We start from the raw sequence: 14,580 nt of genomic DNA, 5'->3' as shown, positions 1-14,580 counted from the left end.
TGGCCGCTCATTTGGCTTCTGCCAGCGACGCCGCGACCCGGCCGTAGATCCGCATGGCCGCCTCGCGGGTGAGGTCGGCCGCCGGCGTGTCGAGCACGACGCTGCCGCTGCGCATGCCGACGATGCGCCGCCCCCAGGCCAGGGCGATCTCCACCTGGTGCAGGCTGCAGATCACGGTCAGCTGCCGCTCGGCGGCGATCTCCTGCAGCAGCGACATCACCTGGTCGCTGGACTCCGGGTCGAGCGACGCGACCGGCTCGTCGGCGAGCAGGATCTCCGGCTGCTGCATCAGGGCCCGGGCGATGGCGACGCGTTGCTGCTGGCCGCCGGAGAGCGTGTCGGCCCGCTGGTAGCTCTTGTCCAGCAGACCGACCCGGTCGAGCTGGGTCAGGGCGCGCCGCCGGTGCTCCCGCGGGTATGACGCGATGCCCAGGCGCGGGCCGCGCAGGCCGGCGAGGGCTCCGGTGAGCACGTTCTCCAGCACGGTCAGCCGGCCGACCAGGTGGAACTGCTGGAACACCATCCCGATGCGGCCGCGCAGCCGGCGCAGGTCACCGCCGCGGAGGGCGGCCATGTCCTCGCCGAGGACGCGGAGCCGGCCGTCCGTCGGGGTCTCGAGTCCGTTCAGGTGGCGCAGGAGGGTCGTCTTGCCCGAGCCGGAGAGCCCGAGCAGGACGACGATCTCTCCGGGGCTGACCGTCAGCGACACGTCCCGCAGCGCGGCGACCTGCCCGAAGGTCTTGCTGAGCCCGTGTGCCTCGATCACGGGCGCGTCGCTGACTGTCATGGTCGTTACTTTCCGCAGGCCGCGGCTTTGGTCTGCTTGCACAGATCCCGGATGATGTCGTACTTCGCGTCGTCGACCGGCGCGAGCGCGTAGAAGGTCTTCTTGAAGTTGTCGGAGTCCGCGCCGGTGATGCCGGCCGCCTTGATCTGGTCGATCGTGACGTTCTGCAGGCCCGAGATGAGCTTCTGCTTCAGGTCCGCCGGCAGTGCGTCGGCGAGGGTCATCGGCGCGCCGACGACGAAGGTCTTCGCGATGGTCTTGAGCCCGGACTGGGCCTCGACGGCGACGTCCTCGGCGAACCCGGCCTCGCACTCCTTGCCCTGCGACACCTTGAGCGCCGACGCGTCGTGCTTGCCGGCGAAGACCGGCGTGACGTCCTTGGTCGGGTCGATGCCCGCCTTGAGCAGGTTGTAGCTGGGGTACAGGTAGCCGGAGGTCGAGGTCTGGCTGACGAAGCAGACCTTCTTGCCCTTGAAGTCCTCGATCTTGCTGATCGAGGAGTTGGCCGGGGCGATCGCCTCGGAGTAGTAGCCGGGCTCCTGGCCCTGCTTGGTGATGATGGACGCGAACGGCGTGATCTTGGCGCCGTTGTTCTTCGCCGTCACGTACGTGAAGCCGGAGAAGCTGGCGATGTCGACCTTGCCGGACACCGCGGCCTCGACCAGGGCGGCGTAGTCGGACGACTCCCGGTATTCGACCTTGAGCCCGGAGACCTTGGCGATGTAGTCCTGCAACGGTTGATAGTTCTGCTGCGTGGAGGCGGTGTCCGGCACCACGCCGAACACGAGCGTGCCGGCGTCCTTGGCGAACTTGCCGGTCGCGCCTCCGGCCGTGCCTGAGGCGCCCGCCGCGGTGGGCGTGTCGGTGTCGTCGGAGGAGCAGGCGGCTGTGCCGGCCAGCAGCGCAACGGCAGCGACCGCACCGAGCACAACTCGAGCGGAGATCTTCATGGTCAACCCTTCTTGGCGAACCCCGTGTCAGCGGTCGCCAAGGTAGGGAGGGATGGTGAACGGGCCGGGAACGCACCGTAGGTCGGCGGGAACGACCACCTAAGGTTCGGACCTGTTGCGAATCCGTTATAAACAGCCCTTCCGGGCCGCCGTGAGCAGGCCGGGATGCCGTAGGGTGACGCCGTGTCGGTCCCCTCGCATCGCTCCGGCATCCCCGACCACGGCCGGGTCCCGAAGTACTACGCGGTCAAGGCGCTGATCCTCGGCGAGATCGCCGAGCTCGGGGTCGGCGCGTCGCTGCCACCGGAGCGGGACCTCGCCACACACTACGGCGTCGCCCGCTCCACGGTCCGCCAGGCGATCTCGGAGCTCGTCATCGAGGGCCGGCTGGCCGCCCAGCGGGGACGCGGCACCTTCGTCGCCGAGCCCAAGCTCATCCACCCGCTGTCCCTCGCGAGCTACACGGAATCCCTGCGGGCCATGGGCCACGAGCCTTCGCGCCTCGTCATCACGGCGGAGGAGGTCCCGGCCGACGACGAACTGGCCGCGGCCCTCGAGATCAAGCCGGGCGCACCGGTCGTGCACCTGGAGCGGGTCCTGCGCGCCGACGGCGAGCCGATCGGCCTGGAATCCACGCACCTGCCGGCGGAGCGGTTCCCGACCCTGCTGGACGGCCTCGACCCGAGCGGCTCCCTGTATCGCTACATGCAGGACGAGCTCGGCGTCGTCTGGGCCGAGGCCACCGAACGGATCGAGACCGCCCTGGCCAGCCCCCGCGAGGCTCTGCTCCTGCAGACGAACCCCGCCCTGCCGATGCTGCTCATGCTGCGCATCAGCCGCGACCCGTCCGGCACCCCGATCGAACGCGTCCGGTCGCTCTACCGCGGCGACCGGATCGGATTCGAGGCCCACCTCACCGCGAAGCGCTGACCTCGCCGACCGACCTACATTTCCTGCTCCCACCAGCCGCGCGTGTCGACGTCCGCGGCGTCCGCAAGGGCCTCCAGCTCCGCGATCTCCTCGCCGGCGAGCTCGATGCCGCGCGCCCGGACCAACCCGTCGACGTAGCTCGCCCTCGTGACGCCGATGATCGGGGTGGTCCCCTTGGCGATGACCCAGGCGGTGGCGACGTCGGCGGCGGACACGCCCCGGTCCCCGCCGATCGCGCGCATCCTGTCCGTCAGCGCCTGGAGCTTGGGCAGGATGCCGTTGTACGCGGCCGCCCGGTTGCTGCCCGCGGGCAACGGATGGGCCGGACCGTACCGGCCGGTCAGCGCTCCCTGCTCGAGGACCAGGTAGGAAAAGAACCGCACGTCGTGCTCGCGGCAGTGATCAAGAATGCCCGCGCGCTCGGAGCTGCGGTGCAGGAGGCTGTAGTGGTTCTGGACCGCCTCCACGCGGAAGCCGGCCTCGCCGAGGATCTGGTCGGCAAGCGCGATCTCCTTCAGGTTGTGGTTCGAGACGCCGACGTGCCTGATCCTGCCGCTGCGCAGCAGCGGAATCAGCTGCGGCGTCCAGCGGGCCACGTCAGCGGGATTGTGGATCCAGTACAGATCAATATATTCCGTACTCAATCGGTCGAGGCTCTGCTCCAGCATCTCCGCGACCGGCTCGTCGCCGTCGCCCGCGGCCTGCGGGGTGAACTTCGTGGACAGCTGGTACTCGCTGCGGGCGTAGCCCTTCAGCGCCTGAGCGAGGACCGTCTCCGAGTGGCCCATGCCGTACACCATCGCGGTGTCCCACAAGGTGAACCCGTTCGCCTGCGCCTTCTCGACGACCTCGCGCAGGCCGGCCGCGGTCAGCCGGCTGCCGAAATAGCCGTCGCCCGCCTCGCCGCTGTCTCCCCAGGCCCACGTGCCCAGCGCCACCGCCGGAAATGTCAGTGTCTTGCTCGTCATGTTCCCCAGAAGACCGCGATCGCCGCCACCGGAGAAGGTCGCGTTCATGGGGGGACAACCTCTACCCCCTTAGCGCCGCGACCTGCGGATACCGTGAAGGACATGGACCAGCAGGCCGGAAACCGCGGCGAGATCCGGGACTTCCTCGCCAGTCGGCGCGCCAAGATCACCCCGGCGCAGGCCGGACTGCCGACCAGCGCCCGCCGCCGGGTCGCCGGGCTGCGGCGCGAGGAGGTCGCCGTCCTCGCCGGCGTGAGCACGGAGTGGTACACGCGGCTGGAAAAGGGTCACATCGGCGGCGTGTCCGAAGACGTCCTCGACGCGGTCGCCCGCGCCCTGCGACTGGACGACGACGAACGCTCCTACCTGTTCGACCTGGCCCGGTCGTCGCGGGCCGGGAGTCGCACGCCGTCGCGTCGCCGGGACGTCGAGGTCCCGCCCAGGGTCCAGTGGCTGCTCGACTCCATGACGATGTCCTCGGCGTTCGTGCGCAACGGCCGCACGGACGTCATCGCCGGCAATCCCTTGGCCCGGGCCCTGTACGCGCCGATGTTCGGCAGCGCCACCGTCGACGGGCGCGGCCGACCCAACATCGCCCGCTACGTCTTCCTCGACCCAGGCGCACACGACTTCTTCGTCGACCGGGACGCCGCGGGCAGGGCCACCGCCGCCCTGCTGCGCGCCGAGGCCGCTCGCGAGCCCCGCGACCGGGCGCTGCGCGATCTCATCGGCGAGCTGTCCACCCTCAGCCCCGAGTTCCGCGACCAGTGGGCCGCGCACGACGTCCTGATCCGCCACGACGGCATCAAACGTCTCCGGCACCCCGAGGTCGGCCACCTGGAACTGACCTTCCAGGACCTCGACCTGCCCCTGTCCGGCCGGGCCGTGCACAACCTGATCATCTACACCGCCGAACCCGGCACCGCGTCCGAAGACCGGCTCAAACTCCTCGCCAGCTGGTCAGCCACCCCATCTCGGGCGGCGGACCCTCTTGATCAGAGCGGCGCTCCGACCTCATGAGCTCCGCGACTGTCAGCAACGCCATGACAGATGGCTTCGCCTTCGCGAAGCCATCTGTCTGTTCGCGGAGAATCAGCAGGCGGGCGCCGGCTTGGGGCGGTTCGGGCGGACCAGCCACAGGCCCGTGCCGTACATCGCCAGGCCCAGGGCGATGAAGCCGGCCGCCACCGGGTAGCGCCACCCGGCCGGCAGGTACGTGGCCAGGAACCAGCTGTGGCGCAGCATCCCGTTGGAGACGAAGACCGCGGCCAAGATGCCCTGCGGGATGAGCGGGATGGCGCCGAGGCCGAAGCACCAGCCGGCGATCGCCTTCTCGGTCTTGCTCAGGTGATCGGTCCGGAACGACGTGCGGGTCTGCGGCTTGCGGCCGGTGCGCATGGTGTCCAGCAGTTCCGGGCCGTGCGACCGCAGCCGCCGCTCGGCGAGCAGGCCGAACCCCCACCAGCACAGGGCGCCCGTGAGCAGGCCCACCGGCACCCCGGCCCAGCCGAGGTAGATCGCGGTCAGCCCGGCCGGCACACCGGTGACCAGGACCGAGGCGAGCATCAGGTACGCGAGCCCGGTCAGCCCGCCGTCGTCCTCGCTGGTGCGCAGGGGGTTGCCGGCGCGCCGGTGGGGGTCGGTGCCGGGGACGAGGGCGTACACCGACACCAGCGGGATCAGTCCGGCCGCGCCGCCGAGCAGGGCGGCCAGCAGCGCCAGGATCAGCGGCCACGGCCCGCTGGCCAGGAACGTGAACGCGACGCCCAGCACGATCGCGATCGGCGCCTGCACCGACAGCCACGCGAGTTGCCGGCCCCGGACGTCGCTGGCACCGGGGGTCATCAGCGTGAGCCACAGCGCGGTGCCGTCGGTGCCGTAGAGGTTGGAGGCCATCGCGGCGGCCATCACCACGAAGATCGGGCCGGCGTAGGGCAGCATGCCGTTCCAGCCGATGAGCAGCGGGCTGGCGGCGAAGCCGACGCCGTAGGCGAGGGCGAACGCGGCCTGGTGGTTGCGGACCAGGTCGCGGGACCAGGTGCGCAGCTCCTTGGCGATGACGGCACCGCCGGAAGAAGCGGCGGCGATCCGGCGACGACCACTCCCGGAAACCCGGGTCGCCCGCTTGCCGAGCAGCGCGGCCCACGCCGCGAGCAGCACCAGCACCAGCACAACGAGGGCCGCCAGCGCCCGCCAATCCCCTTGCGCCGCGAGCAGGCCCCACGACGACGGCAGGTAGCGCACCGCCGAGGGAATCCCGGTCTGGCCGAACGCGGCGAAGAACACCCAGATCTGCCCGAGCGCCGCCAGGATCAGCCCGTTGACCAGCCCCGAGCCGATCGCCCCGAGCCGCGACCGCAACGCCAACCCGACCAGCGCCACGCTGACCTTGGACAGCAGCACAAACACTGCCAACTGCAACAGCATCGCCGGTACGGCCAGCAGCACGCTGCCGCTTCGCACCCCGACGACCAGCAGGCCGAGCAGCGCGGCGAGGCTGACCAGCGGGGCGACGCCGACGAACGCGGCCGTCAGCAGCCCGGTGGCGAGCCGGCGGGCGGGCAGGCCGAGCAGCGCGAAGTACTCGGGCCGCACGGTCTCGTCGCCGCCGCCCATGAAGACCGGCCCGAGCACCCAGCCCAGCAGCCAGACCGCGTAGGCGGCGGCCAGGACCTCGAACGGCCCGCTGAACGCGAGGTACACGGTGCCCGCGGCGAGCAGGCCGCCGAGGACCGCGCCGGTGCCGGCGGTCTGCGCGCGCTGGCCCCGGAAGGCGTGCCGCAGGATGGCGAACTTCATCTGGGCCATGGTCACTTCGACAGCCATGACAGCTCCTTGATCCCCTTGTCCTGCCCACCGACGAGCCCGACGAACGTGTCTTCCAGGGTGTTGGTGCCGCGGACCTGGTCCAGTGGCCCGGCCGCGACGACGGTGCCGGCGTCGACGACGGCGACGTGGTCGCAGAGCTGCTCGACGAGCGCCATCACGTGACTCGACAGCACGATCGACCCGCCGCCGGCGACGAAGCCGCGCAGGATCGTCTTGATGGTGGCCGCGGAGACGGGGTCGACGGCCTCGAACGGCTCGTCCAGCACCAGCAGCCGCGGCGCGTGCAGCAGCGCGGTCGCGAGGCCGATCTTCTTGCGCATGCCGGTGGAGTACTCGATGACCAGTGCCTTCTCGGCGGTGTCGAGCTCGAGCACCTCGAGGAGTTCGGCCGCCCGCTGGGCGACGACGTCCTTGGCCATGCCGCGCAGGAGGCCGAGGTACGTGAGCACCTCCCGCCCGGTGAGCCGTTCCGGCATCGCGAGCCCGTCGGGCAGAACCCCGACGATGGCCTTCGCCGTGTCGGGTGCGGTCCAGACGTCGGCGCCGAAGATCTGCGCGGTGCCGCCGTCGGGGCGCAGCAGCCCGACCGCCATGGAGAGGGTGGTGGTCTTGCCGGCGCCGTTCTGCCCGACGAGCCCGTAGAACGATCCCTGCGGGACGGTGAGGTCGATCCCGTCGACGGCGACCTTGTCCCCGAACCGCTTGGTGAGTCCCCGAAGCTCCAGTGCTGTCTGCATGCGTCGACGGTACGAAGATATCGAGCCGAGCAGATTGGCGCTGTGTACCCGGCCGGGGTGGGGCTAGCTACACCTTATGAAGCCAGTCGCTCCTCGTCCGGCTGGTTGATCTCGGACCACACGGCGTCGAGGGACAGGCCGAGGACGTCGGCGATCGCGGCGATGGTCGGGAAGGCCGGGGTGGCCACGCGGCCGGACTCGATCTTCCGGAGGGTCTCCGGCGAGACCCCGGCGTTCAGCGCGGTGTGCAGCATGGACCTGTCTCCCCGGGCGCGGCGCAGGAGGGCACCGAGGCGCTGTCCGCGTTCGACCTCGTCGGGACTGAGCGGCAACCTGACCATGACCCTATTCTAGTACCGGGATAATATGGCCGGGATACTTATTGGCCGGAGGAGTGAGGCGCCGCGTGATCGAGATCCTGAACCCCACCGATCTGCCCCGGGCGAGGAGCACTGGCGCCCTGGTCGCCGGCATCCTGCAGGCCATGAAGCAGCGCACCACGGTCGGCACGAACCTCCTGGACATCGACCGGTGGACCCACGAGATGATCGTCGAGGCCGGCGCACAGTCCTGCTACGTCGACTACGCCCCGTCCTTCGGCCGCGGGCCGTTCGGCCACTACATCTGCACGTCGGTCAACGACGCCGTGCTGCACGGGCTGCCGCACGACTACACCCTGGTCGACGGCGACCTGCTGTCGCTGGACCTCGCGGTCTCCCTGGCCGGCGTGGTCGCCGACTCCGCCATCAGCTTCATCGTGGGCGACGCCAAGCCGGCGGAGAGCGTCGCGATGATCGACGCGACCGAGCGCGCACTGAGCGCCGGGATCGCCGCGGCCGGACCCGGCGCCCGCATCGGCGACATCTCCCACGCCATCGGCACGGTCCTGCATGACGCGGGCTACTCGATCAACACCGAGTTCGGCGGCCACGGCGTCGGCACGACCATGCACCAGGACCCGCACGTGGCGAACACGGGCCGGCCCGGCCGCGGGTACACGCTGCGCCCCGGCCTGCTGCTCGCCCTGGAGCCGTGGATCATGGCGGACACCAACAAGCTCGTCACCGACGCCGACGGCTGGACGCTGCGCAGCGCCACGGGCTGCCGCACCGCCCACAGCGAGCACACGATCGCGATCACCCCCGACGGCGCCGAGATCCTCACCCTGCCCGCGTAACGACTTTCTCCCGGTCCCGAAGAAAGCGCGGTCACGGGACGCCAGCAGAAGACTCCCGCCGGTAATGTGCTCGGCGAGCGTGATCGACGGCGGGCGATGGGGGATCCGCATGCTGGTGCTCGACGCGTTGCGCCGGCGGGTGGCGCAGGGGATCGCCGTCCTGGCGCTGACCGTCCTGCTGTGCGCGGTCGCCGCCGCCGGCCCGCAGTTCGCCGGCGCCGCCGCGGACCGGTCCGCCGCGGCCGACGTCGCCGCCGCACCGCCCGCCCAGCGGATCCTCACGGTGCACCGGGGCACCCCGGTCGGCCGGGATCCCGCGGCCGCGCTGGCGGACTTCCGGGCCTCGGTCGAGCGGGTGCTGCCGTCGACCGGCGCGGCGCCGGTGCTCGGCCTGACCCTGCCGCTGACCAGCATCACGGAGGGGTTCCGGCGGGTGGCGCCGGTGGCGTACCGCGACGACGTCTGCGCGCACCTGCGGATCACCGGCGGCTGCCCCTCCGCACCGGCCGAGGCGGTGCTGAGCCGGCGCGCGGCGGACACCCTGGGCCTGCGGGCGGGCGACCGGTTGACGCTGCGGACCCAGTCCGCCACGCCGGTCACCCTGCTGGTCACGGGGACGTATGAGCGGGTCGACCCGGCGGGCGCGTACTGGGCCGAGCCCATGTTCGGGCCCGGCCAGATCACCGCCGGCGAGGAATCCCTCGATCCCACGTTCGTGTCCCTCGCCACGTTCGCCGGCCAGGACCTCGGCGAGCCGACCGCCGTCTACACCGCGCCGCTGCCCGCCCGGCTGATCGACCGGGGCGAGGTGCACGACGTGGCGTACACCATGAACAACGCCGGCTTCGTGCTCGTGCCGCCGGGTGAGGACCTGCTCGACGCTGTCGACGCGGACCGCGCGGCGGTGCGCGGGGGGATGCTGGGCGGCTGGGTGCAGGCGCTCGTGCTGTGCTGGCTGGCCCTTGCCATCGTCGGGCGGCACACCGCGCAGGACCGGCGGCCCGACATCGCGCTGCTCAGGCTGCGCGGCAGCACCCGGTGGCGGATGCTCCGGCTCACCGCCGGGCAGCACCTGCTGCCGATGCTGGTGGCGGTGCCGTTCGGGGTGCTGCTCGGGTTCGCGGTGGCACGGGTCGCGGCGGGGCCTGGCGCGGTGGGACCGGGCGCCGGGTCGGACGGGTTCGCCGGGTCGAGCGGGTTCGCTGGACTCGCCGGACTCGCCGGGCTCACCGGGGTGGCGGTGCTGATCGCGGTAGTGGTCGGGCTGGCGGTGCTGGTGGCCGGGGAGCTGTCCGCGTTCCGCACGCCGGTGGCCACCCTGCTGCGGCGGGTGCCGTCGCGCGGCCGGGGCTGGCGGCGCCGGACGCTCGACGTGGTGGTTTTCGCCGTGGCCGGCGCGGCGCTCTACCAGGCGCACGCCGCAAGCACGTCCACCGGCACGGACACACTCGCGGGCGCGGGCGCGGTCACCGGTGCGGGTGCCGCCGGTGCGGGTGCCGCCGGCGCTGTCGCGGGCACGGCCGACGCCGTCGCGGGTGCCGCCGATGCCGTCGCTGGCGCGGCCGGCGCCGTCGCTGGTGCCGGCGTCGGGGCGGGTGCGGGCGGTGTGGGCGTGGCCGCGCCGGCCCTCATCGCGCTTGCCGGCGCCGTCCTGCTGGCGCGGCTGCTGGCCGCCGGCAGCAACCGGGCCGGGCGGGCGGCCCTGCGCTTCGGGCACCTGCGCCTCGCGCTCACTGCGCTGCGGTTCTCCCGGCAGCCCGGCGCCGACCGGATCGTGGTGTTGACGGTGGTCGTGGTGGCGCTGCTGGGCCTGGCCGCGCAGGGTTTCGCGGTCGGACGCACGGCCAGGGCCGACCGGGCCGCCGCGGAGGTCGGCGCCGCGCAGGTCCTCACCGTCCAGGCGGCCAACCACACCGCGCTGCTGGCTGCGGTCCGGCGGGCCGACCCGGGCGGGCGCACCGCGATGGCGGTCGTGGCGGACCTCGGCGCGTCCGTGCCGGTGCTCGCGGTGGACGCGGCCCGGCTGCCGGCGGTGGCGGACTGGCGCCCCCAGTACGGTGCGGCCACCGCGCTGGACCCGTCGGCGGCACGCGCCGAACCACTGCCGCTCGTGCACGGCACCGCCCTCACGCTCACCGCCCGCAACGACGCCGCCGACCCGGTCCGCCTCGTCCTGACCCTGCGGCACAGCACCACCGGCGCGGACCTGTCGGTGCCGATCGGCCCGGTCCCGCCGGGCGAGCACCAGGTCTCCGCGCCGGTCACCGGCTGTGAGGCACCGCCCGGCTGCCGCATCGTCGGCCTCACCCTCACCGGAGCCCTCACCGGAGCCGGACCGGCCCGCGGCGAACGCCCGGCGAGCGCCTCCCTGACCGTCCGCGAGCTGCGCCAGGCCGGCCCCGACGCGGTGATCCTGAGCGGCGCCAGCCTCGGCGACCAGCGCCGGTGGCGCGGCGCCGACACCGGCCCGCCGATGAGCGTGGGTGCCCGTCAGGGCGCGTTGACGCTGCGGATCCCCCGGGCGCAGACCGACAACCACGCGTATGTCGTCGACGTGGTGGCCGCGGTACCGGTGATCCTGGCCGGACCGGCGCCCAGGGCGTGGCTGTCCGGCGATCCGGTGCTGCCGCTGTTCGGCGGGTCCGGGGTGCCGGTGCGGGTCGCCGCGACCGCCGCGGTCCTGCCGCAGCTGGGGCGGGCCGGCGCCGTCATCGACCTGGACGCGGCGTTGCACGCGGCGGCCGGTGCCGGTCTTGGCGGGGTGCCACAGGTGTGGATCGCCGCGGGTACCCCACCTGCGACGGTGACCGCACTGGTGGCCGCGCTGGGCGATGCCGGGGTGGGCGTCGTCGGCACGGACGGTGTCGCGCACCGCCTCGACCGGCTCGACCAGGACGGGTCCGCGCTCACCGCCCGGTTCCAGCTGCTGGTCGCGGTCCTCGCGCTGCTGCTCGCGGCGGTGGCCGCGGCCGTGGCGGTGACCGTCCAGCGGGCGGACCGGGCCCGCGAGTGGCGGGCGCTGCGCGCGCAGGGGTTGCCGCTGCGTGCGGTCACCGGGGCCGAGCTCGGCGGGCAGGCCGCGCTGGTCGGGTCCGGCGTCGCCGGTGGCCTGCTCGTGGCGGCGCTCGTCGCCCGGTTCGCGGATCCGCCGGCGGTGTTCCTCGACGGGTGGCGGCTGCTCCCGCCGCCGTCGGCGGTGCGTCCGGAGGCCCTCGCCGGGGCGGGGCTGCTGGCCCTTGCCGTCCTGGGTGTGGCGACGCTGATCGTGCTGTTCGTTACCAGGAGGGCCCGCCGGTGATCGCCCTGGTGCTTGCCATGCTGCGCACCCGGCGCGGCCAGGCGGTGACGCTCATGCTGCTGACGCTGGTCGTGGTCGGCGCGACCGTTGCGGTGCCCGCGTATCTGCGCACGATCGACCTGGCCGTGGTCCGCAGCGAGGTGGCCGGTGCGGCGCCCGGCGAGCGCACCGTCGCACTCAGCGCGACCGTGGACAACACCTCGACGAGCACCGTCGACTTCACCGACGTCACCGGTGCGCTGCTCGCCATCCCCGGTTTCACCCAGGTGTACTCCGCCGAGTTCCCGACCGTCGGCATCGAACCGTCCCCGACGGACGCGTCCCGGCTGACCTACCGCCAGGAAGCCTGCGCCCACGTGACGCTGTTGTCCGGCCGCTGCTTCCTCGGCTCGGGTGAGGTGGTGCTCGGCGAGCACACCGCCAAGCGGCTGGGCCTCGGCGTCGGCGACCCGATCGACCTGGCGTTCGCCGTGTCGAAGGGCTCCCCCACCGGCCCGATCTACGCCGCGTTCGGGGAGGCGACCCCGCTGACGGTCGTCGGGGTGTACCGCCCGGCCACGCCGCAGGAGGAGTACTGGGGCGCGCACGACTACTTCGCGGTCCACGTCACCGCCGAGCCCGTCTTCACCAGCGCGGCGACCCTCGCCCTGTTCCAGCGCACGTCGACGCTCGTCGGCGTCGACGCGACCGCGGCACCGGGGACGTTCGACGCCGACCGCATCTCGCAGCTGCGCAACCAGCTCGCCGACCTCAAGGACCGCACGGCAAGGCTCAGCCAGGCGTTCACCGTCACCACCGCCATCCCGGCGCTGCTCACCCGGGTCGAGCGCAGCCGGACCCTGGCCCGGCAGACGGTCCCGGTCGGCGCGGTGCCGCTGCTACTCCTGGCGTATCTGGTGCTGTACCTGGCGGTGGACTACGGCGTGGAGGGCCGCCGTCCGGAGCTGGCGGTCGTGGCGCTGCACGGCGGGTCGTGGTGGCACCGGTGGCTGCTCGCCCTCGGCGAGAACCTGGCCGCGATCGTGGCGGGTGCGGTGGCCGGGTGCGTCGCCGGTCAGCTGCTGGTCGGTGCGCTGTCGGCGTGGCTGTTCCCCGGCCTGGGCGGGCCGTTCCTCGGCTTCTCGGCGCTGCGGAACGCGCCGTTCGCGGCGGCCGGGGCGCTGGTGGTCGCGTTGCTGGCGCAGCGGCGGCACCTGCTCAGTCCGGTGGTCGAGCTGTTGCGCAGGGTCCGGCCGCGGCGCACCGGGCGGACGCTGCCGGTGGGCGAGGTGCTGGTCGGGGTGCTCGCCGCCGCCTCGGTCGGCCAGCTCTTCGTCACGGGCCTGACGGGTGTGGGGATGCTGGCGCCGGCGTTGTGCATCCTGGCGTTCGCGCTGCTCTTCGCCCGGCTGTTCGCGCCGCTCGCCGGGCTGCTCGGGCGGTCGGCGTTGCGCCGCGGCCGGCTCGGTGTCTCCCTCGCAGCCCTGCACCTCGCCCGCCGGTCCGGGGCGCAGCGGCTCGTCCTGCTGCTGGTGACGGCGGTGGCCGTGCTCGGGTACGCGGTGTGCGCCGCCGACGTGGCCGCCCAGGACCGCGACCTGGCCGCGCGGATCGGCACCGGCGCGCCGCGGGTCGTGTCGGTCGCCCCGGTGTCCCGCGACCATCTGTTGCAGGCGGTGCGTGCCGTCGACCCGGACGGCCGGTTCGCCATGGCTGCCGCGCAACTGCCCGACTCGCTCGCGGTGGACACGCCTCGACTGTCCACTGTGGTCGACTGGCTGCCGTCGTACGGGCGGCGCTCCTCGGCGGAGGTGGCCGCACTGTTGCATCCGCCGGCGCGGCCGCCGGTGACGTTCTCCGGGTCCGCGCTGCCGCTGGCCTTTGATGTGGCCGACCTGCGGATGTCGGTGCCGGTGGAGCTTTCGGTGGTGCTGTCCTCTGTGGACGGACTTGGGACCGTGACGCTGCCGTTCACGGCGGCGGCCGACGGGACGTACACCTTCCAAGAACGGACACCTCTTTGTGTCTCCGGCTGCCGACTGGTGGGCCTTCACCTCCGGGCGCGCAGCACCTCACCGACCAGCACCCGCGTCACGGTCTCCGTGCGCCTTCTCGGTGGTGTGGATCTCGGCGATGCGTCGCGGTGGCGGGTCAGCGGGGGGCAGCTGGCGGCGGTGCGGGGTGGGCTGCGGCTGGCGGTGGACGCGCCGGGTGGGCTGCCGGACGGGGTCTGGCTCCAGCCGGTGGACGCGCCGTATCCGTTGCCGGTGCTCGCTGCCGGGGCGTCGCAGGCGTTGCCCCGGCTCGGGACTGCGGGGTCTTTGGTCGACCTGGAGTATGCGAACCGGGTCGCCACGGAGGCGGGCACCGCCGAGCGGTCGGAGGTGTGGCTGAACACCTCGGCCCCCGCTGATGTGCTGACGCTGCTGGCCCGCCAGGGCCTGATCGTGACCGACGACATGACCGTCGACGAGACGCGCCGGCGCCTTGCCTCGCAGGGTCCTGCGCTGGCGACGTGGTTCCATCTGCTGTCGGGTGCGCTGGCGGTGCTCCTCGCCGCAGGTGGTCTCGGGTTGATCGCCGTGGTGGACCGGTCCGCCCGGGTCGTGGACGAGACGTCGCTGCGCACCCAGGGTCTTCCCCGCCGAGCCCTGCGGCGGGCGAGGCTGTGGACGTATCCGGCGCTGGTCGTGGTGAGCGGCGTGGCCGGCCTGGTGACGGCGCTGGCAGTGTGGCGGCTGACGGGGTGGGCACTGCCGGTGTTCGGCGAGGACCTGCCGGCGTTGCCGTTGCCGCACTGGCCTGATGTGGTCGCGGTGCCGTTGACCTGGCTGGCGAGCGTCACCCTGCTGCTCGCCGTGGCCCTGCGCGCCGGCGGCACCGACCCGGCGACGCGGCGCCGGCCGGGACTCGTCCGGTAGTCGC

General features: G+C 73.0%; 11 protein-coding genes. 5 read left to right on the top strand and 6 right to left on the bottom strand.

The window, feature by feature from the left end; all coding sequences use genetic code 11:
* Window positions 1–7 precede the first annotated feature (7 nt).
* Both phnC and phnD read right to left on the bottom strand, forming a co-directional pair.
* Window positions 8–787: a phosphonate ABC transporter ATP-binding protein gene (gene phnC, locus Dsi01nite_RS24280; protein WP_203848545.1), complete on the bottom strand. Its 780-nt coding sequence runs from the start codon at window positions 785–787 to the stop codon at window positions 8–10.
* 5 nt (window positions 788–792) lie between these two features.
* Complete coding sequence (gene phnD / locus Dsi01nite_RS24275; protein ID WP_203848544.1) at window positions 793–1,737, bottom strand: phosphate/phosphite/phosphonate ABC transporter substrate-binding protein; 945 nt, start codon at window positions 1,735–1,737, stop codon at window positions 793–795.
* 183 nt (window positions 1,738–1,920) lie between these two features.
* On the opposite strand from phnD, the gene Dsi01nite_RS24270 reads away from it, so the two are divergent.
* The gene (locus Dsi01nite_RS24270; protein WP_203848543.1) at window positions 1,921–2,667 is read left to right on the top strand and encodes a GntR family transcriptional regulator; all 747 of its coding nucleotides are present in this window, start codon (window positions 1,921–1,923) and stop codon (window positions 2,665–2,667) included.
* Between the two features lie 14 nt (window positions 2,668–2,681).
* Here the strand turns inward: Dsi01nite_RS24270 and Dsi01nite_RS24265 are convergent, their stop codons facing one another.
* Entirely contained in the window at window positions 2,682–3,635 is a 954-nt protein-coding gene (locus Dsi01nite_RS24265; protein WP_203848542.1) for an aldo/keto reductase, read from the bottom strand.
* A gap of 102 nt (window positions 3,636–3,737) precedes the next feature.
* On the opposite strand from Dsi01nite_RS24265, the gene Dsi01nite_RS24260 reads away from it, so the two are divergent.
* Complete coding sequence (locus Dsi01nite_RS24260; protein WP_203848541.1) at window positions 3,738–4,655, top strand: helix-turn-helix transcriptional regulator; 918 nt, start codon at window positions 3,738–3,740, stop codon at window positions 4,653–4,655.
* Between the two features lie 72 nt (window positions 4,656–4,727).
* On the opposite strand, the gene Dsi01nite_RS24255 is transcribed toward Dsi01nite_RS24260, so the two are convergent.
* The 3 genes from Dsi01nite_RS24255 to Dsi01nite_RS24245 form a co-directional block, all read right to left on the bottom strand.
* Window positions 4,728–6,461, bottom strand: coding sequence for a hypothetical protein (locus tag Dsi01nite_RS24255; protein WP_203848540.1), 1,734 nt, complete (start codon window positions 6,459–6,461; stop codon window positions 4,728–4,730).
* Window positions 6,446–7,201: an ABC transporter ATP-binding protein gene (locus Dsi01nite_RS24250; RefSeq protein ID WP_203848539.1), complete on the bottom strand. Its 756-nt coding sequence runs from the start codon at window positions 7,199–7,201 to the stop codon at window positions 6,446–6,448. Before Dsi01nite_RS24250 ends, Dsi01nite_RS24255 begins: the two co-directional genes overlap by 16 nt.
* Before the next feature lie 74 nt (window positions 7,202–7,275).
* Window positions 7,276–7,542 carry a helix-turn-helix domain-containing protein gene (locus tag Dsi01nite_RS24245; RefSeq protein ID WP_203848538.1) on the bottom strand — a complete coding sequence of 89 codons (267 nt, stop codon included), beginning with the start codon at window positions 7,540–7,542 and terminating at the stop codon, window positions 7,276–7,278.
* A gap of 65 nt (window positions 7,543–7,607) precedes the next feature.
* Here Dsi01nite_RS24245 and map point away from each other — a divergent pair, with 65 nt between their 5' ends.
* From map to Dsi01nite_RS24230, 3 genes are all read left to right on the top strand, one after another.
* Window positions 7,608–8,378: a type I methionyl aminopeptidase gene (gene map / locus Dsi01nite_RS24240; protein ID WP_203848537.1), complete on the top strand. Its 771-nt coding sequence runs from the start codon at window positions 7,608–7,610 to the stop codon at window positions 8,376–8,378.
* A gap of 109 nt (window positions 8,379–8,487) precedes the next feature.
* A complete protein-coding gene (locus Dsi01nite_RS24235; RefSeq protein WP_203848536.1) occupies window positions 8,488–11,676 on the top strand; it encodes an FtsX-like permease family protein in 3,189 nt (1,062 codons plus the stop codon).
* Window positions 11,673–14,576 carry an FtsX-like permease family protein gene (locus Dsi01nite_RS24230; protein ID WP_203848535.1) on the top strand — a complete coding sequence of 968 codons (2,904 nt, stop codon included), beginning with the start codon at window positions 11,673–11,675 and terminating at the stop codon, window positions 14,574–14,576. Before Dsi01nite_RS24235 ends, Dsi01nite_RS24230 begins: the two co-directional genes overlap by 4 nt.
* The last annotated feature ends 4 nt before the right edge of the window (window positions 14,577–14,580 follow it).

The organism is Dactylosporangium siamense (assembly GCF_016862795.1).
GTDB lineage: Bacteria > Actinomycetota > Actinomycetes > Mycobacteriales > Micromonosporaceae > Dactylosporangium > Dactylosporangium siamense.
The sequence above is the reverse complement of the archived record's forward strand: the minus strand, read 5'-3'. Positions and strand labels throughout refer to the sequence as shown.

Bases quoted from the DNA above. Each gene is read 5' to 3' on its own strand.
- phnC (WP_203848545.1), bottom strand. From the start codon at position 787: ATGACAGTCAGCGACGCGCCCGTGATCGAGGCACACGGGCTCAGCAAG.
- phnD (WP_203848544.1), bottom strand. From the start codon at position 1,737: ATGAAGATCTCCGCTCGAGTTGTGCTCGGTGCGGTCGCTGCCGTTGCG.
- Dsi01nite_RS24265 (WP_203848542.1), bottom strand. From the start codon at position 3,635: ATGACGAGCAAGACACTGACATTTCCGGCGGTGGCGCTGGGCACGTGG.
- Dsi01nite_RS24260 (WP_203848541.1), top strand. From the start codon at position 3,738: ATGGACCAGCAGGCCGGAAACCGCGGCGAGATCCGGGACTTCCTCGCC.
- Dsi01nite_RS24255 (WP_203848540.1), bottom strand. From the start codon at position 6,461: ATGGCTGTCGAAGTGACCATGGCCCAGATGAAGTTCGCCATCCTGCGG.
- Dsi01nite_RS24250 (WP_203848539.1), bottom strand. From the start codon at position 7,201: ATGCAGACAGCACTGGAGCTTCGGGGACTCACCAAGCGGTTCGGGGAC.
- Dsi01nite_RS24245 (WP_203848538.1), bottom strand. From the start codon at position 7,542: ATGGTCAGGTTGCCGCTCAGTCCCGACGAGGTCGAACGCGGACAGCGC.
- Dsi01nite_RS24235 (WP_203848536.1), top strand. From the start codon at position 8,488: ATGCTGGTGCTCGACGCGTTGCGCCGGCGGGTGGCGCAGGGGATCGCC.